Origin of the sequence: Photobacterium ganghwense (assembly GCF_003025595.1) — a bacterium.
Taxonomy (GTDB): domain Bacteria; phylum Pseudomonadota; class Gammaproteobacteria; order Enterobacterales; family Vibrionaceae; genus Photobacterium; species Photobacterium ganghwense.
The window spans coordinates 16,520-35,334 of sequence record NZ_PYMI01000012.1; the positions used below are offsets into that span (position 1 = coordinate 16,520).

At 53.1% G+C, this 18,815-nt stretch carries 18 protein-coding genes; 9 read left to right on the top strand and 9 right to left on the bottom strand.

All coding sequences use genetic code 11. The features are described 5' to 3' along the window. Positions 1 to 69: 69 nt before the first annotated feature. Together C9I92_RS23630 and gmhB are read right to left on the bottom strand one after the other, a co-directional pair. Positions 70 to 417 (bottom strand): hypothetical protein, encoded by a 348-nt coding sequence (locus C9I92_RS23630; protein ID WP_047883151.1) that lies wholly within the window; start codon positions 415 to 417, stop codon positions 70 to 72. Between the two features lie 460 nt (positions 418 to 877). Further along, on the bottom strand, positions 878 to 1,432 hold the full coding sequence (gene gmhB, locus C9I92_RS23635; protein WP_047883152.1) for a D-glycero-beta-D-manno-heptose 1,7-bisphosphate 7-phosphatase: 555 nt from the start codon (positions 1,430 to 1,432) through the stop codon (positions 878 to 880). 339 nt (positions 1,433 to 1,771) lie between these two features. On the opposite strand from gmhB, the gene metN reads away from it, so the two are divergent. From metN to metQ, 3 genes are all read left to right on the top strand, one after another. Further along, on the top strand, positions 1,772 to 2,806 hold the full coding sequence (gene metN, locus C9I92_RS23640; protein ID WP_047883153.1) for a methionine ABC transporter ATP-binding protein MetN: 1,035 nt from the start codon (positions 1,772 to 1,774) through the stop codon (positions 2,804 to 2,806). Next, a complete protein-coding gene (locus tag C9I92_RS23645) occupies positions 2,796 to 3,482 on the top strand; it encodes a methionine ABC transporter permease (protein ID WP_047883154.1) in 687 nt (228 codons plus the stop codon). The genes metN and C9I92_RS23645 overlap by 11 nt, the downstream gene beginning before the upstream one ends. Before the next feature lie 97 nt (positions 3,483 to 3,579). Continuing rightward, complete coding sequence (gene metQ / locus C9I92_RS23650) at positions 3,580 to 4,392, top strand: methionine ABC transporter substrate-binding lipoprotein MetQ (RefSeq protein ID WP_047883155.1); 813 nt, start codon at positions 3,580 to 3,582, stop codon at positions 4,390 to 4,392. 71 nt (positions 4,393 to 4,463) lie between these two features. On the opposite strand, the gene ykgO is transcribed toward metQ, so the two are convergent. After that, positions 4,464 to 4,604 carry a type B 50S ribosomal protein L36 gene (ykgO, locus tag C9I92_RS23655; RefSeq protein ID WP_047883156.1) on the bottom strand — a complete coding sequence of 47 codons (141 nt, stop codon included), beginning with the start codon at positions 4,602 to 4,604 and terminating at the stop codon, positions 4,464 to 4,466. Continuing rightward, complete coding sequence (locus C9I92_RS23660; protein WP_047883157.1) at positions 4,601 to 4,870, bottom strand: type B 50S ribosomal protein L31; 270 nt, start codon at positions 4,868 to 4,870, stop codon at positions 4,601 to 4,603. Before C9I92_RS23660 ends, ykgO begins: the two co-directional genes overlap by 4 nt. A gap of 247 nt (positions 4,871 to 5,117) precedes the next feature. Between C9I92_RS23660 and tsaA the strand changes: the two genes are divergently transcribed. The 6 genes from tsaA (at position 5,118) to C9I92_RS23690 (ending at position 10,428) form a co-directional block, all read left to right on the top strand. Beyond that, positions 5,118 to 5,822: a tRNA (N6-threonylcarbamoyladenosine(37)-N6)-methyltransferase TrmO gene (gene tsaA / locus C9I92_RS23665; protein WP_047883158.1), complete on the top strand. Its 705-nt coding sequence runs from the start codon at positions 5,118 to 5,120 to the stop codon at positions 5,820 to 5,822. A gap of 127 nt (positions 5,823 to 5,949) precedes the next feature. Further along, positions 5,950 to 7,665 (top strand): proline--tRNA ligase, encoded by a 1,716-nt coding sequence (locus tag C9I92_RS23670; protein ID WP_047883159.1) that lies wholly within the window; start codon positions 5,950 to 5,952, stop codon positions 7,663 to 7,665. A gap of 163 nt (positions 7,666 to 7,828) precedes the next feature. Next, positions 7,829 to 8,953, top strand: a complete 1,125-nt coding sequence (locus tag C9I92_RS23675; protein ID WP_047883160.1) for a patatin-like phospholipase family protein — start codon at positions 7,829 to 7,831, stop codon at positions 8,951 to 8,953. Between the two features lie 93 nt (positions 8,954 to 9,046). Beyond that, on the top strand, positions 9,047 to 9,904 hold the full coding sequence (locus tag C9I92_RS23680; protein ID WP_047883161.1) for a GGDEF domain-containing protein: 858 nt from the start codon (positions 9,047 to 9,049) through the stop codon (positions 9,902 to 9,904). Positions 9,905 to 10,033: 129 nt separating this feature from the next. Further along, positions 10,034 to 10,240, top strand: a complete 207-nt coding sequence (locus tag C9I92_RS23685) for a YaeP family protein (RefSeq protein WP_047883162.1) — start codon at positions 10,034 to 10,036, stop codon at positions 10,238 to 10,240. Beyond that, the gene (locus C9I92_RS23690; protein ID WP_047883163.1) at positions 10,240 to 10,428 is read left to right on the top strand and encodes a DUF4250 domain-containing protein; all 189 of its coding nucleotides are present in this window, start codon (positions 10,240 to 10,242) and stop codon (positions 10,426 to 10,428) included. Before C9I92_RS23685 ends, C9I92_RS23690 begins: the two co-directional genes overlap by 1 nt. Before the next feature lie 241 nt (positions 10,429 to 10,669). On the opposite strand, the gene C9I92_RS23695 is transcribed toward C9I92_RS23690, so the two are convergent. The 5 genes from C9I92_RS23695 to dnaE all read right to left on the bottom strand — a co-directional run bounded on the left by C9I92_RS23695 (position 10,670) and on the right by dnaE (position 18,663). After that, on the bottom strand, positions 10,670 to 12,019 hold the full coding sequence (locus C9I92_RS23695) for a sodium-dependent transporter (protein ID WP_047883164.1): 1,350 nt from the start codon (positions 12,017 to 12,019) through the stop codon (positions 10,670 to 10,672). A gap of 207 nt (positions 12,020 to 12,226) precedes the next feature. After that, positions 12,227 to 12,538 carry a c-type cytochrome gene (locus tag C9I92_RS23700; protein ID WP_047883165.1) on the bottom strand — a complete coding sequence of 104 codons (312 nt, stop codon included), beginning with the start codon at positions 12,536 to 12,538 and terminating at the stop codon, positions 12,227 to 12,229. 107 nt (positions 12,539 to 12,645) lie between these two features. Continuing rightward, positions 12,646 to 13,956: a tRNA lysidine(34) synthetase TilS gene (gene tilS, locus C9I92_RS23705; protein ID WP_084712413.1), complete on the bottom strand. Its 1,311-nt coding sequence runs from the start codon at positions 13,954 to 13,956 to the stop codon at positions 12,646 to 12,648. A 213-nt stretch (positions 13,957 to 14,169) separates the two neighbouring features. Further along, on the bottom strand, positions 14,170 to 15,129 hold the full coding sequence (gene accA / locus C9I92_RS23710; protein WP_047883166.1) for an acetyl-CoA carboxylase carboxyl transferase subunit alpha: 960 nt from the start codon (positions 15,127 to 15,129) through the stop codon (positions 14,170 to 14,172). Positions 15,130 to 15,183: 54 nt separating this feature from the next. Then, a complete protein-coding gene (gene dnaE, locus C9I92_RS23715; RefSeq protein ID WP_047883167.1) occupies positions 15,184 to 18,663 on the bottom strand; it encodes a DNA polymerase III subunit alpha in 3,480 nt (1,159 codons plus the stop codon). Positions 18,664 to 18,815: the final 152 nt, after the last annotated feature.

Consider the following 18,815-nt stretch of genomic DNA (forward strand, 5'->3'; position numbering starts at 1 on the left):
AACACCATGCGCTCATGCGATTTCACAAGGCCTACCGCCTTCACACTGCTACCGACAGCAGAGGCCAAGTTAGGGTGTCTGCTCCGGCATTAGTTTACGGGTACTGACCAAAATCGCTTTGGTTTCGCTGTGTGCGTCCGGCTGACTCAGCTGCTGTTGCAAGTGAAGTTGCTCAACATCGGCAATCATCATACTGTTGCTGTCCAAGGCTGAAGCTTTCAGTTGGGCAGATTGTTCATGGGTTAGCGAATTCAGAACACTGCGCTTCTGGGCCTGCATGGTCTCATCCAGTTCAGCATGCCACTGTGCTTTATCCAACGTCAGAACACCGGGCCCTGCCTCTTGTTCGGTTGCATGCGCTTGCCATGCCAGTACCAAAGACAAAGTGACCAATAAGTGCTTCGCGATCGTATTCATAGTGTTCTCCTGTTTATGCTGTGCTTATGCTTTGTGGTGTCAGCCAGAATGGCTTGGTGGTGCAAAACAGGTATTGCAGCTCGCGTGCCAAAATTTATTTCAATATTTTTCAATAGCTTAATAAAAACCCTTTAAACGCAGCATTATTTTGTTATTTCAAGATGGCAAATTTGTACGCATTTTAGCCAAATTCACTAACTCACTAATTCACTGACTCTTGGCACCCGATACACCTATCCCTGATTCCTAAATAAAGAAAACATCTGCCGCTAACCCGGCATGATTTCAGTGCCGAATGTATCGCTGCAACCAATACGCTCTCCCACTACCCTGAATCCGGCGCGCCATTTCGTCACAGCCAGTCGCTGGTGCGAATGCCTTTTTTCCCGCCTTAGAAAACAAAAAAGGCCGCCTGAGCGACCTTTTACAGCGGGCTAAGCCCAACCAGAGAATACTTTCGTTAGCGTGCTGCCAGCCAGCCAGGTACATCGGCAATACTGTCCAGAACGGCATCGGCCAACTGAGTGCCTTCTTCCGTGACCGGTTTACCGGTGCGTACCAGCACTCGGGTTCCTACGTCAGCCGCCTGTGCTGCCAGCATGTCGTCGGTCTTATCACCAATCATGACAGAGTTGGCCATATCGATTTTCAGAAAATCGCGCGCAGAAATGAACATACCCGGTTTTGGCTTGCGGCAGTTACAGTCCTGCAGGTAGTCACCCTGACCTTCGGTCGGGTGATGCGGGCAATAGTAAATACCGTCAAACTCTACCCCGTTGTCCACAAAGTTCCAGTCCATCCATTCAGTCAGGGTCAGGAACTCATCTTCGGTATACATGCCGCGAGCAATGCCCGCCTGGTTCGTCACCAGCACAAGTAGATAGCCCATCGCTTTCAGCTTCTTACAGGCCTCAAATACGCCTTCGACATATTCGAAATCATCTACGGTATGAACATAACCGCGATCGATATTAATCACGCCATCACGGTCGATAAAAACTGCTGGTTTGGCCAAGCGTCAGCCCTCTGTTATTCGAAGTTTGTGTCAATGTCTCGAATTATGGCACGGCTGGCACCGGGATTCATCTGCTTTATCCCCATTTTAGCCATCCTTCTTACGCCGGAATTGCTGCCAAAATTGGGAAATCCAGAAATAAAGCCGTTTAGCCGTCCAGACGTAAAAATATCTATTGACTTCATTTATGTTAACCCATAGCATCAAGTCAAACGATACGATTAGTCATTTTATGACACACCTCGTTAACATGATGCAAAGACAGCAAATAACATAACAAAATATTGGTCGTCGTCAGCATCGGTTTACCGACTGACGCAATATGATTCAGGAAGAAGAATGATAGAAATAAGCAGAGTTAACAAAGTGTTCTATCAAGGGGAAAGGGAGATCCACGCCCTGCGTGATATCAACCTGAAGATTGAACAAGGCACTATTTTTGGGGTCATCGGCGCATCCGGTGCCGGCAAAAGTACCCTGATCCGTTGCGTCAACTTGTTGGAAAAGCCAACCAGCGGACACGTGGTTGTCGACGGCGTTGATCTTACCCAACTTTCGAATCAGGAACTGACTCAGGCACGCCGCAAAATCGGCATGATCTTCCAACATTTTAACCTGCTGGCCTCGCGCACCGTTTTTGCCAATATAGCCCTTCCTCTGGAGCTGGCTGGCACCCCAAAAGCCGAGATCAAAGCCAAAGTGGAAGGATTGCTGGCACTGGTTGGCCTTACAGACAAACGAGATGTGTATCCGGCCAACCTGAGTGGTGGTCAGAAACAGCGTGTGGCGATTGCCCGGGCTCTGGCCTCCGATCCGAAAGTGCTGCTGTGTGATGAAGCCACCAGCGCCCTGGACCCGGCCACGACACAATCTATTCTGGCTCTGCTAAAAGAAATTAACCGTAAGCTGGACCTGACGATCCTGCTGATTACACACGAAATGGACGTGGTGAAAAATATCTGTTCTGAAGTGGCTATCATCGGCGGCGGTGAGCTGGTTGAGAAAGGTCCGGTGGGTGACATCTTTGCCCATCCGAAAACCGACCTGGCGCGTGAGTTCATCCGTTCCACGCTGGATCTGTCCATTCCGGAAGAATATCGCACTCGCCTGGTAGAACATCGGGTTGAAAACAGTTACCCGCTGGTACGTCTGGAATTTACTGGCGAGTCTGTTGATGCCCCGCTGATTTCCCAGATTGCCCGTGAGTTCAACATCGATATCAGCATCATGAGCTCAGACATGGATTACGCCGGAGGCGTCAAATTTGGATTGATGCTGGCCGAGATCTTCGGCACCGAGCAGGCAGCGGAACAAGCCATTGCCTTCCTTCGTGATCACAAAGTGAATGTAGAGGTACTGGGTTATGTTGCTTGAATCGATTGCACAATGGTGGACGACTAACGAGCGTCTGATTGATCTGCTTATTCAGGCGCTGGGCCAAACTCTGGTTATGGTCTTTGCCTCTGGTCTGATTGGCTTTCTGGTCGGGATTCCGGTCGGTGTCGCGCTCCACCTGACCAAAGAAGGCGGCCTGCTGGCCAACCCAACCCTCAATAAAGTACTGGGCACCATTACCAATATTGGTCGTTCTATCCCCTTTATTATCCTGTTGGTAGCGATCATACCATTTACCCGTTTTCTGGTCGGCAGCTCCATCGGTACCGCCGCCGCGATTGTTCCGCTTACCGTGGGCGCGATTCCGTTTATCGCCCGTCTGGTTGAAGGAGCGCTGTTGGAAGTCCCATCGGGCCTGATTGAAGCCGCCCAAGCAATGGGGGCAACACCGCGCCAGATCATCAGCAAAGTGCTGCTGCCGGAAGCTTTGCCTGGCATCATCAATGCTGTGACCATCACCCTGGTGACACTGGTCAGCTACTCTGCCATGGCAGGTACCGTGGGTGGTGGCGGCCTGGGCGATGTCGGTATTCGCTACGGTTACCAGCGCTTTGACGGCACGGTCATGCTGATTACGGTTGTACTACTGGTCATCTTAGTGCAGCTCATTCAATCATTGGGCGATCACCTGGTGAAACGCGTGGACCACCGTTAATCATCACAGCCACACGATCAACACCAAGCACACAATCAACACCAAACATAATTAACAACTAGTATTACGGAAAACCCCAATTCTAAGGAGAAGTAACATGGCGTTTAATTTGAAGAACTTGTTTGCCGTTGCCGGCCTTGCCTCTGCGCTGGTGCTGACCGGTTGTGGCGAAAAAGAAGCCACCGCTACAAACAAAGTGAAAATTGGGGTGATGGCCGGTGCCGAAGCCCAAGTGGCTGAAGTGGCAGCAAAAGAAGCCAAAGACAAATACGGTCTGGATGTTGAGCTAATCACTTTCACTGATTACGTTTCTCCAAACGCCGCACTGGAAGAAGGGTCAATTGACGCCAACGCCTTCCAGCATAAGCCATACCTGGATCAGCAAATTGCCGACCGCGGCTACAAGTTCGCCGTTGCCGGTAACACTTTTGTCTACCCGATTGCGGCTTACTCAAGCAAAATCAAGTCCATTGCGGAGCTGAACGACGGTGATCAGGTGGCTGTGCCAAACGATCCAACAAACCTGGGCCGCTCTCTGCTGCTGCTGCAACAACAAGGGCTGCTGAAGCTGAAAGACGGTGTTGGCCTGACGGCCACGGTACTGGATGTTGTTGAAAACCCTAAGAAACTGAAAATTGTTGAACTGGAAGCCGCGCAACTGCCGCGCTCGCTGGATGACGTTCAACTGGCGATTATCAATAACACTTATGCCAGCAGCATCAATCTGACGCCGGAAAAAGACGGCATCTTTGTGGAAGACAAAGAATCACCATACGTCAACCTGATTGTGGCGCGTCAGGACAACGTCAATGCAGAGAACGTGCAAACTTTCGTGAAAGCCTACCAGTCTGATGCGGTTTACAACGCAGCGATGGAAATCTTCAACGGCGGGATCGTTAAAGGCTGGTAATATCGCCAGTCAAAACCTCCCATCGAATCAAGCCCCTGTCTGACAGGGGCTTTTTTATTTGTCACTGGCCACTAGCGCTTTTTACGGCGTCCCTGCACAGCCTTGAAGCGTGGGTTGGATTTACAAATCACATAAATGCGCCCGCGCCGCTTCACGACCTGACAATCACGATGGCGCTGTTTCGCACTTTTGAGTGAGCTGAGCACTTTCATTCCTGATTCTCCTGTTTCGCCCCGAAACGACCAAAACGGCGGTTAAAGTGTGCCATGCGCCCTTCACTGCTGACCACACGTTGCTTACCGGTATAAAACGGATGCGAAGCGGAAGACACATCCAGTGTGAAGTACGGATAGGTGTTGCCGTCTTCCCATTCAATAGTGCGATCAGTTTTCAGGGTAGAGCCAATCACAAAGTACTGATCAACACTGGTGTCGTGAAATACCACTTTTCGGTATTCCGGATGGATGCCGGGTTTCATGTTGTTCTCCTGTTAGTCAACGAATTCCACAACGCTTATTTGACGAGGCTGTGTTAGCAAACCGGTATTGGCGCTACAGCGATTAGCGCTACTGGTAGTAACGCAGCTTGCTGGTGACCAAACGAGTTAGCTTGTCCCTGTCAATAACTGTTATGTTATAACATAATATTTGACATCAATTCTCAACAAAAGATCAAGTACTATTTTGTGCTATCGTCTGCTTCATGTTGTGCAACCCAAGCAATCTATGAACTATCAGATTTCCCCAGTCGGAGTGATCCGCTCTCCATACAAAGAAAAATTTGCCGTCCCGCGTCAGCCTGGGCTGGTACCCAGTGCCCGCTCCGAGCTGATCCTGCAAGGGGAAGCCAACGCCATTGAGGCTGTCAGAGGGATTGAGCAATTCAGCCACTTGTGGCTGCTTTTCTTGTTTGATCAGAATCTGGAAGCCGGTTGGCGGCCGACCGTCAGGCCACCGCGTCTGGGCGGAAATGAGCGTATCGGCGTGTTTGCCAGCCGGGCCACCTTCCGTCCGAATGGCATTGGCATGTCCGCGGTGGAGCTGCTGGGCGTTCGCCAGAAAGGCAGTGATGTGATCCTTGATCTCGGCGGCGTCGATCTGGTCGACGGCACGCCAATCATTGATATCAAGCCCTACATCCCCTACTCCGATAGCCTGACTCAGGCTCGCGGGGGATTTGCCCATGATCAGCCAGACACTCTGGCCGTCGAGTTCAGTGAACAGGCGGAACGCCAGCTAACGGGAAAACAACTGGCGCGACAGCGTGCGGTCATTGAAGAAGTGCTGGCGCAGGATCCGCGTCCGGCTTATAAGAAAGGCAAACAGGACGAAAAAGAGTACGCGGTTCACCTTTTCGACTATAACGTTAAATTTATCGTCCAAAACGATCGGGTGACGGTCACAGCTCTGGATAAACCCATCCGAAAATAACGGGCAATACGGCTGTTCTCTTTGGCGAACCGGCAAATGGCTGGTAGTATATGCGGTTACCGCCAATACTGGCGTTCGGGGCATTCCCGAATCACTTTATTTTCATCTCAACCAACGGATACCATCAATGCGTACCAGTAAATATCTTCTTTCAACACTGAAGGAGACTCCAAACGACGCAGAAATCGTCAGTCATCAGCTGATGCTACGTGCAGGTATGATCCGTAAGCTGGCTTCAGGTCTATACACCTGGCTACCTACAGGTCTGCGTGTTCTGCGTAAGGTCGAAAATATTGTTCGTGACGAAATGAACAAAGCAGGTGCAGTCGAAACGCTAATGCCCGTGGTTCAGCCCTCAGAGTTGTGGGTAGAAACAGGTCGCTGGGACAAATTCGGCCCCGAGCTGCTGCGTATTGCTGACCGTCACGACCGACCGTTTGTGCTGGGTCCGACGCACGAAGAAGTGATCACCGACATGGTTCGCAACGAAGTTCGCTCATACAAGCAGCTGCCGCTGAACCTGTACCAGATCCAGACCAAATTCCGTGATGAAGTCCGCCCGCGTTTTGGTGTGATGCGTTCTCGTGAGTTCATCATGAAAGATGCCTACTCTTTCCACCTGGACAAAGAAAGCTTGGTTGAAACTTACGAAACCATGCATCAGGCATACTGCAATATCTTCAACCGCATGGGTCTGGACTTCCGTCCGGTACTGGCTGACACCGGTTCTATCGGTGGCTCCGGCTCACACGAGTTCCACGTGCTGGCTGAGAGCGGTGAAGACCTGATTGCATTCTCGACCGAGTCTGATTACGCGGCCAACATCGAGAAAGCTGAAGCTCTGGCACCGACAACCGAGCGTGCGGCACCAACGATGGAAATGACGCTGGTTGACACGCCAGACGCGAAAACCATCGCTGAGTTGGTTGAGCAATTCGATATTGCTATCGAGAAAACCGTTAAAACTCTGTTTGTGAAAGCATCGGATGACGTTGAAGCTGAACTGATTGCCCTGATCATCCGCGGCGACCACGAGCTGAACGAAATCAAGGCAGAAAACCTGTCTTGCGTAGCGTCTCCGCTGGAATTCGCGACTGAAGAAGAGATCCGTGCCCTGGTTAACGCAGGTCCTGGCTCACTGGGTCCGGTAAACCTGCCAGTCCCATTCATCGTTGACCGCTCTGTGGCGGTAATGAGCGACTTCGGTGCTGGTGCGAACATTGACGGTAAGCACTACTTCGGCATCAACTGGGGCCGTGATGTTGAGTTGGGTCAGGTTGAAGATCTGCGCAACGTTGTTGAAGGTGATCCAAGCCCATGCGGTAAAGGTACCCTGATGCTGAAACGCGGTATCGAAGTAGGTCACATCTTCCAGCTGGGTAACAACTACTCAGCAGCGATGAACGCGTCAGTGCTTGGTCCGGACGGCAAAAACGTCATCATGGAAATGGGCTGTTACGGTATCGGTTGTACCCGTGTGGTTGCCGCTGCGATTGAGCAGAACAATGACGAAAACGGCATCATCTGGCCTGACGCCATTGCACCGTTCCACGTGTCTATCGTTCCGATGAACATGGCGAAGTCTGAAGAAGTACGCGATGCCGCTGAGAAGCTGTACGCGGAACTGACCGCAGCCGGTATCGAAGTCCTGTTCGACGATCGTAACGAACGTCCGGGTGTTATGTTTGCTGACCACGAGCTAATCGGTATTCCGCACACCATCGTGATCGGTAACCGCAGCCTGGAAAACGGCGAGATGGAATACAAAGACCGTCGTGCCGGCACCAAAGAAGGTGTGGCTGTGACTGACATCGTTGAGTTCATCAAACAGAAACTGGCTTAATCCGGTTCTGATTGTCCCTGTTTATCTTCAGGGTCTGTTGCTAAGCCTCCCGAACGGGAGGCTTTTTTGTTTCTGCTTCCGTGGCCCCATTCCGGACAGGTAGGGTTACCCATTAGAACAAAAAGGGATATAGTTATAGCAAAGCAGTAACAAAGGGATTGCCATGGCAAAGGATAAGCCAAAAATCAGTTTATTGCTGACTGGCGGTGGAGCCAGGGCGGCGTATCAGGTCGGGGTTCTGAAAGCCATTTCGGAGTGGTATCCCCGTGTTCACCACAGCCCGTTTGCCATTTACTGCGGCACTTCAGCCGGCGCCATTAATGCCATTTCTATTGCCAGTTATGCTTCCTGCTTTCGGCTGGGAGTCAAAAAGCTGGAGTGGATCTGGTCGCGTCTGCACAGCCGCCGCATTTTTGCCGCCAGCTCGCTTGGCATGAGTAGCTATCTGCTGGGGCAAGGTATGGCCCGACTGCAATCTTCCTATCACGAACGCCCGCCGTTTGGCTTGCTCAACAACCGTCCGCTGCGCCACCTGCTCAATCAGGTCAATAACTATCAGCGGCTGGAAACCCAGATCGCAGCCGGTAATCTGCACGGTATTTCCATCACAGCCTCAAGCTACAAGAGCGGTCATTCCGTCAGTTTTTTTCAGGGTCAGAAGGAAATTCGCGAGTGGGACAGAGCCAAATCGAAAGGCCGTCGAGCGATGCTGACCACCGATCACCTGATGGCCTCTTCTGCGATCCCGCTGGTGTTTCCCGCTACCCGGATCGGCCGCGCTTACTACGGTGACGGCTCCATCCACCAGCTGGCACCGCTGCGCCCGTCACTGAAAATGGGAGCAGATAAAATCCTGATCATTGACCTGATCAACCAGAAACTGCAGCAAGCGGATCAAACCAGTGCCCCGGGTCTGGCCGCTCTGGGCGGCCACCTGATGGACACCATTTTCAGTGATACCCTGACGGCAGATCTGGAAAACCTGTCACGGACGAACTCCCTGCTGGCCAGCTTGCCTCAAGACGCCCGCCGCGAACAGGGAATGCGCGTGATAGAACACGTCCATCTCTATCCCAGCGAGTCGTTTGAACCGTTAGCCCGCCGCTATTACAGTCACTTACCTCCCATGGCTCGGGCCCTGATGCGGCTGACCGGACTCAGTCCGCGGGATGACGCTGCGATCACCAGCTATATTCTGTTCGAACCCGCCTACGTGCGCGCCCTGATCAAAATGGGGTACGATGACGCCCAGGAAAAAGAAGCGATCTTGCGCAATTTTTTAAACTAACTCAGTGAATTAATAAGAGATTTTTCGCTTAATCTATTGAAATAGGCTCATTATTGCCTATAGTAAGCCTCTTAACTCCTCTATAGCGCTGATATGGATCCGATCCTACGGAAGAAACTGATCGCAGAACAACACAGCAAACCAAGGGCTAAACCACTTGGTGCTGATCAACGTCTGCTGATCTTGCAGAAGCTGCAGGGAAAACTGGATTTAGCGCTGCTGTTTGAAATCTTCACCCGGGAAGTCGAGAAACAGATCGATATCAGCCGTCTGGTATGGGAGTGTGACAACACCACCTTGCCGATCCGACGAGGCCCCGCCACCGAGCACCGAAAAACCTTTTTACTGCGTTTTAGTCAGCACGAACTGGGCAAGTTGCAGTACATTACGCCCTACCCGCTGGACAACGATGAAATCAGCCTGCTGCATACTTATCACCGCCTGTTTGCCGGGCCACTGATGAATGCCATTGAGTACCGCCGCGTAAAAAACATGGCCCTGCAGGATTACCTGTCAGGTCTAGGCAACCGCAGCTGCTTCGAGCAGGATGTCAGTCAGGCCATTGCGATGAGCGAACGCCGTAATGTCGGCCTGGTGCTGGTGTTGTTTGACCTCGATAACTTCAAGCAGGTTAATGATCGGTTTGGCCACCCTGATGGCGACAAAGTGATTCGACAGTTCAGCCAGTTACTCAAAAAATCCGTCCGTGCCTCTGACCGCTGCTACCGAATCGGCGGCGACGAGTTTGCGGTGCTGCTGCAACCGGCCACCGACGAGTCCGCGCTTCAGGTCTATTACCGCGTCGAGCAAATGATCAGCGACGACCCGATTTTGCGCCCGTTGAATATTGGCTGCTCATGCGGCTACACCTCCTACCGTCATGGCGATAGCAGCACCACTCTGGTCGATCGTGCCGATCGCCAGCTTTACGCCCATAAACGCGGCAAATAACCCCACTGACTTTCCCAAACCGAGTTTGGTATAGTGAGAGAATCCAATCAAAGTGGGCTTTCCTCTTCCTTCAGGCAGCGCTGGCAGACGAAAACCCTATTTTCGATGCATTTGATTAAGGTACAAACCATGAAAGTCTATGATTGTTGCGAGTTGGTTCGAATGACCTATGCCCAGATTGGCGGCGGCGAGCTGGGCTATATCCCGAATGCCATCCACTGTGCAGTACTGGCATTGAATGACATTGCGGCCAATGACACACTGCCGCAGGACATGCGGGAAAAAGCGGCCTTTGCGGCGGCAAATCTTCTGATGAGTGATCACGAGGACGCGTAATGAACCTGAGTAACTTTGAAAAGATGGATCCGGTGATGCTGATGAGCATCGTGAACATGAAAATCCGCGACGAATTCGGTGATCTTGATGCCTTGGTCCGCTACTACGACATTGATAAAGACCTGCTGGTCGCCAAGCTGGCGGCGGCCGGGTTTGATTATCTGCCAGAAGCAAAACAGTTTCGCTAAGCCCCAACTAGCCACACCACCGACCATCACTGCAGTAATTTAACGGTTGCATTGAGCTACCGCATACGGCTCGGCAGGCAATTCCCCAACAAAAAACGGAAGCCAAGGCTTCCGTTTTTGATAGTCAATTTTTAATGCATTAACTCTCGTACTAACCCGCCGTCTCAAGCTAGCTCACTCCCCTGAGTGGCCAACTGTTCAGGGCGGCTAACTATTCAGGGCGGCTAACTGCCCAGAGCGTCTAACTGAAAGAGGCGTACAGGACGGTAGCAACCAAAATCGGACACACCACTTTCAGGTACAGCGGCCAGATTTTCCAGAACAGGCTACGCTCCAGATCTGGACAGCCTTCGCTGAGTTCCTTCAGCTTGCTGTGGCGAGACCATACCCAGCCACCAAATAAGGTAAACAACAGTGCCGCAACCGGTTGGAAGTACTGGGTTGCTACGGTAGCAACCAAGCCGAACAGTGCGCCGAAGTTAAAGATGATTACCGCACTGAACAGAGCAATCACACCGCCCAACACCCAACTGGTCGGTTTACGGGCTGTGTCAAAACGTTCACTCACCAGTGCCACCGGGCATTCCAGCATCGAAATGGACGAGGTCAGCGCCGCAATCGTCATCAGTACAAAGAACACGACCGCCAGCAGTTGGCCGACAAATCCCAGGCTGTCAAACAGCATCGGCAGCACAGTGAACACTAGTGTATCTGAACTGAGCAGTGACCCATCTTCAGCGTAAATCGCCACGCCTTTCTGCATCGCGACAAACATCGCCGGCAGCACAACCAGACCCGCAATGAACGCCACCGCGGTATCCACCAGCGTCACACTCATGGCCATTTTCGGCAGGTTTTCCTGTTTACTCAGGTATGAGCCGTAAATCAGCATGGAACAGCCACCGATCGTCAGTGAAAAGAAACCTTGCCCCATCGCGGCCAGCAACAGTTTCGGCTCCAGTACTTTGCTGAAATCCGGTACCAGGTAATGCTTCAGTCCTTCCATCGCGCCGTCCTGTGTCATGATGTAAAGGAACATCAAGCCAAACAGCACAAACAAGGCCGGCATCAGTCGGGTTGACCATTTTTCAATTCCCTGCTTTACCCCGCTCTGGACGATCATAATCGTCAGCAGATAAAAGATGGCCGCACCAAAAAGATTACGGGAAACAGAGAATCCTTTCAGCCACTCAGTCGCCGCCTGCAGACCGATAATATCGGTAATGGCTGCCAGCAGAAACGTGATCAGCCATCCGGCAACGATACTGTAAAACGCCAGCACCAGACATGGCACCATTAACCCGATGCTGCCCACCACCGCGCCGGCTTTCTTGGCCAGCGGATTGGCAGACAGGCTGCGCATACTGTCAATCGGGTTGGCCTGACCGTGACGCCCGATAGCCATTTCCACAATCAGCATCGGGAAAGCCACCACCAGGATCATCAGCAGGTACACCAACAAAAATGCCCCGCCCCCATTGCTCGCGGCTTGGGTTGGGAACCCCCAAATGTTTCCAAGCCCAACAGCGGCACCAGCTGCCGCCAGAATAAACCCCATCCGTGAGCCAAAATGTTCTCTATTTCCTGCCATAAACTCGCACCTAATGTATCAGCGTGCTAGTACAATAATATTAACTGCGTTATTTCGCAACTGCAGAAAATCTGATTGGACAAAAGATAACCAACCAGCAGGAAATCGCGTGCCACCTTGCAGCTATAAAAAAACGCACTGAAGATCGCGACGATCCGCAGTGCGCTCCAGATTGGGTCGGCAAGCTATGTGCCTACCGGGCCAGCGTTACTTCATTTGCGAGAAATAAGCCGCTACGTTAACCATATCGGTGTCACTCAGCATCGCAGCCTGAGGCTGCATGACTGCCGCCATGCCACCGTTGCGTTCCTTGTTTTTATACGCCTTCAGGGCGCTGACCAGGTACTGCTCATTCTGGCCTTTCAGGTTCGGGTATCCCGGAATCATGGCTACGCCATCGGCACCGTGGCAGGCCGCACACACGGCAGCCTTAGCTTTCCCGGCCTCGGCATCACCAGCCGCCAGGGACGGGGCAGACATCACAGTTGCTAACAGGGTCAATGCAAGAACTTTCTTCATCAGGTCCTCTTCTTATTTTTCTGATATCCATACTGTTTTCTGAAAACCACTGCCAGAAAACGCATTTTCATTGTGCCTTTTTTCAGCTTGCATTGCATATAGAATGGTCAATTGTGCCACTTCAGGTCACACTCCCGTCCTTCAAAACCGCTCACCACGAACAGCCCGGCCACTGCCGCCAGTTCTTCACCGTAAAACACCAAGGGTGTCCGGCGCCGGTTCCAGCTTGGCACACCGTATTCCTGAAACAGCTTTTTGAGCTTGCGCTTGCCGACTCGCCCAAGCGGTTGCACATGCAGTCCAGCAGGCTCAAACCGGATCGAAACCGGCTCATCGGCACGCGGCAGGCGCAAACAGCCATTGGCCGCCGGGCTCAGCGTCAGCGAGCCCAAATCCTGTGGCAGCTGGCAAGGCGTTCCCAATGAACATGGTATCCGGCTATCCGTCAGTTCAGGCCAAGACGCAACCCGGTACAGACGCTGCTGGAAACGACGCACCTCATAGCCCTCCGTTTTCAGGCACGGATTGGCATCTTCCCTGGCCTGCACCACGCTCTCCCAGATTTGATCAAGCTGGGCTTTGCTCGGCATTCTGACTTTTTGGCCAGCCAGCCACTGGCGAATCAGGGCTTTGCCCTGCAGTGCACTGCCTAAACCGGCCACACAAAGGCTGTGATCGGGAGCCAGCGCCGCATTCAGCTTATCTGCCAGCAGTTCTTGCAGTAGCGCTTCCTGTTCGCCACACAGTGCCGCACTGCGGGCCACAGCCTTGCGGATGCCCGGCCAGCGCTCAGCCAGCTTCGGGGCGATCTGATGACGCAAGAAATTCCGGTCAAAGCGTTCATCCTGGTTGCTTTCGTCCTCAACCCACTCCAGACCATGGCGGTACGCATACGCAGCCAGTTCATCGCGCGGGCAATCGAGCAAGGGACGTAAATGGATACCATCGGCAAATGCCATCGCCTCAGGCATCGCCGCCAGTCCCGCCGGGCCACTCCCCCGTTTCAGCGCCAGTAATACCGTTTCCAGCTGATCATCGGCATGCTGCGCCGTCAGCAGCAGATCTCCCGGACGAAGGTGGTGAGCCAGCGCCTGATAGCGTGCTTCTCTGGCCTGTTGTTCAAGGCTGAGCCGGTTGCCCAGCTGCAACGTTACCCGCTCAATCCGGCAGGCGATCCCGGCGTCATCCGCCCAGTTTAAGCATTGCTGCGCCCAGTCATCGGCATGGCGGCTTAATCCGTGGTGGACATGAACAGCCAGGCAGACAACGTCGGGATGCTCCGTCTGAAAGCGACCGAGCAGATGCAGCAGAACCCGGGAGTCCAACCCGCCACTGAATGCCAGAACGATGCGCGAGGCAGCGCCATCATTAGCCTGCAACCTGGCCTTGAGCCGGGTTCTGAGCCTGGAATACAACATATCTGATTTTCCGCCTGATAATTTGCCAGCCTGATACCTGCGGGGAAGTATACCAAGCCCGGTCAGTTAGCCGCAGCACAAAACAAAACGGGCCAGCCTGTTCAGGCTGACCCGTTTACGTCGATTCTGTTTCTGAGGAAGCATTCAATTATAAAGTTACATCAACCGAAATGAATGCACTCCCTGAGTGGCTCAGATTTCCACTCATGACACTCAGCAGTAGCCGTAGCTCATCAGACGCTGGTAGCGACGCTCCAGCAGCGTTTCGGTATCCATCTGATCCAGCTCTTCCAGCGTCGCCAGAATTTGCTGCTTCAGGCTTTCGGCCGTTGCCACCACGTTGCGGTGCGCACCGCCCAGAGGCTCTTCGATCACGTTGTCGATCAGCTCCAGCTCTTTCAGACGAGGGGCTGTCATACCCATCGCTTCCGCCGCTTGTGGGGCCTTGTCGGAGTCACGCCACAGGATAGACGCACAGCCTTCCGGTGAAATTACAGAGTAAGTCGAGTATTGCAGCATGTTCACGCAATCGCCCACACCGATCGCCAGTGCGCCACCGGAACCGCCTTCACCAACCACGTTACAAATCACCGGCACGGTCAGGCCAGCCATCTCTTTCAGGTTTTTGGCAATCGCTTCAGACTGGCCGCGCTCTTCCGCACCTACACCCGGGTAAGCACCTGCGGTGTCAATGAAGGTGATGATTGGCATGTTGAAACGCTCAGCCATTTTCATCAGACGCAGGGCTTTACGGTAACCTTCCGGCTTTGGCATGCCGAAGTTACGCAGTACCTTTTCTTTGGTCTCGCGGCCTTTCTGGTGACCAATCACCATCACAGGACGGCCGTCCAGGCGAGCCAACCCGCCAACCAGCGCTTTGTCATCAGCAAACGCACGGTCACCCGCCAGCTCATCGAACTCGGTGAACATGTGCTCGACATAATCAAACGTGTACGGACGCTGTGGATGACGCGCCAGCTGGGCAACCTGCCATGCACCCAGATCACCAAAAATCTTTTTGGTCAGCTCCAGGCTTTTTGATTCCAGTTGCTCAATTTCTTTATCTAAATCAACCGATGCTGATTCATCACGGCGCGACACGTCACGCAGTGCTTCAATTTTCGCTTCCAGCTCAGCAATCGGCTGTTCAAATTCAAGGAAGTTCAGGCTCATACCACTTCAATCCTTTTGCTCATAATTATTCAAATGCCAATAATTATGGCTTCATTAATTAAACTCAAGCTCGACTTGCTTCTCACCCAGCAATATTTTTAGATCGGTAATGAGTTGATCTGCCGGGGTAACGCGCCACTCTGTCCCCAGGGTCAGCTTGGCACGCGCGTTCGAGCGCTGATAATACACGTTAACAGGGACAGTCCCTGCCCGATGGGGTTCCAGCACTTTGCTGAAACGCTCAAAAAACTGTTCATCAATTTGCCTCTCAGTGACTGAGATAGCAAGTCCACGCAGGTGCTTTTCTCGGGCATCTGAGATATCCAGCACTTCACGGGCAGACATTTTAAGGCCACCATTAAAATCATCAAAGCTGACCTGTCCGGATACCACCAGAATCTTATCTTTTTCAATCAGATCTAGGTGCCGTTCAAGCGCTTCAGAGAATAACATGACTTCCATCCGTCCGGTACGGTCATCAAGCGTTAAAATCCCGATGCGCGTTCCACGCTTGGTCGTCATCACCCGGGCAGCAATCACCAGCCCGGCAACGGTGGCAACTTTATCACGCCCGGTCGGCTGAGCATCTTTCAGACGCCAGGTCGTGTAATGCTTCAGCTCTTTCTGATAGGCATTGATCGGGTGGCCGGTCAGGTACAGACCCAACGTCTCCCGCTCGCCTTCCAGCCAGACTTTATCCGGCCATTCCGGGATATTGGCGTAAGCGTGTTCGACTTCTTCCGGCGCTTCGGTCAGTACGCCGAACATGTCAACCTGGCCAAAGGCTTCCGCCTGATGGTGCTGGCTGGCTGCTCGCAGGGCGTCATCCAACGAGGCCATCATCGCGGCACGGTTCGGTCCCAGACGATCCATCGCGCCACATTTGATCAGCCGCTCCAGTACTCGCTTGTTCACCTTCTTGGTGTCAATACGGGCACAGAAATCGAACAGATCCTTGAAGTGACCGCCTTTTTCCCGCGCCGAAATGATATTTTCAATCGGGCCTTCACCAACCCCTTTCACCGCACCGATACCGTATACAATGGCCCCGTTGTCATCGACGTTGAAACGGTACAGCCCCTTGTTCACATCCGGCGGCAGCAGTTGGAGTTTCATCCGGTGGCACTCGTCCACCAGACCAACGATTTTATCGGTGTTATCCATATCCGCGGTCATTACCGCAGCCATGAACTCGGCCGGATAATGGGCTTTCAGCCACAGTGTCTGGTATGACACCAGTGCGTACGCCGCGGAGTGGGATTTGTTAAAGCCGTAGCCGGCAAATTTTTCTACCAGGTCGAAAATACGCATCGCCAGCTCACCGTCGATGCCGTTGTTAATCGCCCCCTCTTCGAAGATCGCCCGTTGCTTGGCCATCTCTTCCGGCTTTTTCTTACCCATAGCACGACGCAGCAAGTCCGCGCCACCCAGAGTATAGCCAGCCAGAACCTGAGCAATCTGCATCACCTGTTCCTGGTACAAGATGATGCCGTAGGTCGGATCGAGAATTTCTTTGAGCGACTCGTGCTGCCACTTTTCATCCGGGTAGGAAATCGCTTCCCGGCCGTGCTTACGGTCGATAAAGTTATCTACCATGCCCGATTGCAACGGACCCGGACGGAACAGGGCCACCAGTGCGATCATGTCTTCAAAGCAGTCCGGCTGCAGGCGCTTGATCAGATCTTTCATCCCACGGGATTCAAGCTGGAATACCGCGGTGGATTCCGAACGCTGCAGCATGGCAAACGACTTGGCATCGTCCATCGGAATCGCGGCTATGTTTACGGGCTCTTGCCCCAGCAGCTCCAGACGCGGGTTGATCATCCCCAACGCCCAGTCAATGATGGTCAGGGTACGCAGGCCGAGGAAGTCGAACTTCACCAGACCGGCAGTTTCGACGTCATTCTTGTCGAACTGGGTCACCGGGTGATGACCTTCTGCGTCACAGTACAGCGGCGCAAAATCCGTGATCGCCGTAGGCGAAATCACAACCCCCCCGGCGTGTTTACCGGCGTTCCGGGTCACCCCTTCCAGCACCCGGCACATGTCGATGAGGTCTTTGACCTCTTCGTCAGACTCATAAATCTGCGGTAACTGCGGCTCAGCTTCAAACGCCTTCGCCAACGTCATCCCCGGCTCTGCCGGTACCAGTTTGGAGATCCGATCCACAAAGCCGTACGGGTGTCCCAGTACCCGGCCCACGTCACGGATAACCGCCTTCGCAGCCATGGTACCAAACGTAATGATCTGGGATACCGCATCACGGCCGTACATTTCGGCCACGTGATCGATGACCAGATCCCGCTTGTCCATACAGAAATCGATATCGAAGTCGGGCATCGATACCCGCTCCGGGTTCAGGAAGCGTTCGAACAGCAGGTCAAATTCCAGCGGATCCAGATCGGTGATGTCCAGCGCATAAGCCACCAGCGAACCGGCACCCGAACCCCGGCCCGGCCCCACCGGCACCCCGTTGTCCTTCGACCACTGGATGAACTCCATTACGATCAGGAAGTAGCCCGGGAATCCCATCTGGTTGATAACATCCAGTTCAATTTCCAGACGCTCATCATACTCTGGACGACGTTTGGCCCGCTCTTCCTCATCCGGGAACAGGAACTCTAGACGGCGCTCCAGGCCCTCTCTGGATTTTTTCACCAGGAAGTCTTCGGTGCTGAGATCGCCGGTCGGGAAATTCGGCAGGAAATATTCGCCCAGACGCACAGTGACGTTACAGCGCTTGGCAATCTCTACGGAGTTTTCCAGCGCCTCAGGAATGTCGGCAAACAGCTCGCACATTTCCTCTTCACTGCGCAGATACTGCTGCTCACTGTAGAGTCTCGGCCGGTTAGGATCTGCCAGCGTATAGCCATCGTGAATCGCCACCCGGATTTCGTGGGCATCGAATTTATCCGGGGTCAGGAAACGCACATCATTGGTGGCCACCACCGGCAAGCCGACATTTTCCGCCAGCTCAATGGCAAAGTGCAGGTAAGCTTCTTCATCCGGCCGGCCGGTCCGCACCAGCTCAAGGTAATACGCATCCGGGAAGTGCTCCTGATAAAAGCTGACGCATTTGTTGAGCAGTTGCTGGTTGCCTTTGAGCAGCGCCTTACCCACATCACCGGTTTTCCCGCCGGACAGCAGAATCAGCCCCTGTTTGTGGTTCACCAGCCAGTCTTTGTCAATTACCGGCATGTGCTGCACATGGCCACGCTGATAGGCTTCCGAGATCAACAGAGTCAGGTTTTTGTAACCATCGTTGTCGGCCGCCAAAATGGTCAGGTCAAACAGCTCGTCGCCCATTTCTTCGGACTGCACTTTAAAGTCAGCCCCGATAATCGGCTTCATTCCGGCACCGTGGGCAGCAAAGTAAAACTTCACCAGACCACACAGGTTGGTGAAATCCGTCAGTGCCATCGCCGGCATGCCCATCTGGGCCACAGCTTTAACCAGCGGTGGCACCTTGGACAGGCCGTCGACCATAGAGAAATCACTGTGGACGCGAAGATGAATAAAACGAGGTTCTGCCATGACTAACCAGCAATTGAGGATTGTAAAACAAAGTGATGATTATAGCCCAAAGCACTCACCGCATCACTGTTGACAACGCCGTTAGTGCTTGGCCACCTGCATAAAACACCACCACTTAAACGGGGCGGTAACATAAACCCTGCGGAAACTAA

Bases quoted from the DNA above. Each gene is read 5' to 3' on its own strand.
- C9I92_RS23630 (WP_047883151.1), bottom strand. From the start codon at position 417: ATGAATACGATCGCGAAGCACTTATTGGTCACTTTGTCTTTGGTACTG.
- metN (WP_047883153.1), top strand. From the start codon at position 1,772: ATGATAGAAATAAGCAGAGTTAACAAAGTGTTCTATCAAGGGGAAAGG.
- C9I92_RS23645 (WP_047883154.1), top strand. From the start codon at position 2,796: ATGTTGCTTGAATCGATTGCACAATGGTGGACGACTAACGAGCGTCTG.
- metQ (WP_047883155.1), top strand. From the start codon at position 3,580: ATGGCGTTTAATTTGAAGAACTTGTTTGCCGTTGCCGGCCTTGCCTCT.
- ykgO (WP_047883156.1), bottom strand. From the start codon at position 4,604: ATGAAAGTGCTCAGCTCACTCAAAAGTGCGAAACAGCGCCATCGTGAT.
- C9I92_RS23660 (WP_047883157.1), bottom strand. From the start codon at position 4,870: ATGAAACCCGGCATCCATCCGGAATACCGAAAAGTGGTATTTCACGAC.
- tsaA (WP_047883158.1), top strand. From the start codon at position 5,118: ATGAACTATCAGATTTCCCCAGTCGGAGTGATCCGCTCTCCATACAAA.
- C9I92_RS23670 (WP_047883159.1), top strand. From the start codon at position 5,950: ATGCGTACCAGTAAATATCTTCTTTCAACACTGAAGGAGACTCCAAAC.
- C9I92_RS23675 (WP_047883160.1), top strand. From the start codon at position 7,829: ATGGCAAAGGATAAGCCAAAAATCAGTTTATTGCTGACTGGCGGTGGA.
- C9I92_RS23680 (WP_047883161.1), top strand. From the start codon at position 9,047: ATGGATCCGATCCTACGGAAGAAACTGATCGCAGAACAACACAGCAAA.
- C9I92_RS23685 (WP_047883162.1), top strand. From the start codon at position 10,034: ATGAAAGTCTATGATTGTTGCGAGTTGGTTCGAATGACCTATGCCCAG.
- C9I92_RS23690 (WP_047883163.1), top strand. From the start codon at position 10,240: ATGAACCTGAGTAACTTTGAAAAGATGGATCCGGTGATGCTGATGAGC.
- C9I92_RS23695 (WP_047883164.1), bottom strand. From the start codon at position 12,019: ATGGCAGGAAATAGAGAACATTTTGGCTCACGGATGGGGTTTATTCTG.
- C9I92_RS23700 (WP_047883165.1), bottom strand. From the start codon at position 12,538: ATGAAGAAAGTTCTTGCATTGACCCTGTTAGCAACTGTGATGTCTGCC.
- tilS (WP_084712413.1), bottom strand. From the start codon at position 13,956: ATGTTGTATTCCAGGCTCAGAACCCGGCTCAAGGCCAGGTTGCAGGCT.
- accA (WP_047883166.1), bottom strand. From the start codon at position 15,129: ATGAGCCTGAACTTCCTTGAATTTGAACAGCCGATTGCTGAGCTGGAA.
- dnaE (WP_047883167.1), bottom strand. From the start codon at position 18,663: ATGGCAGAACCTCGTTTTATTCATCTTCGCGTCCACAGTGATTTCTCT.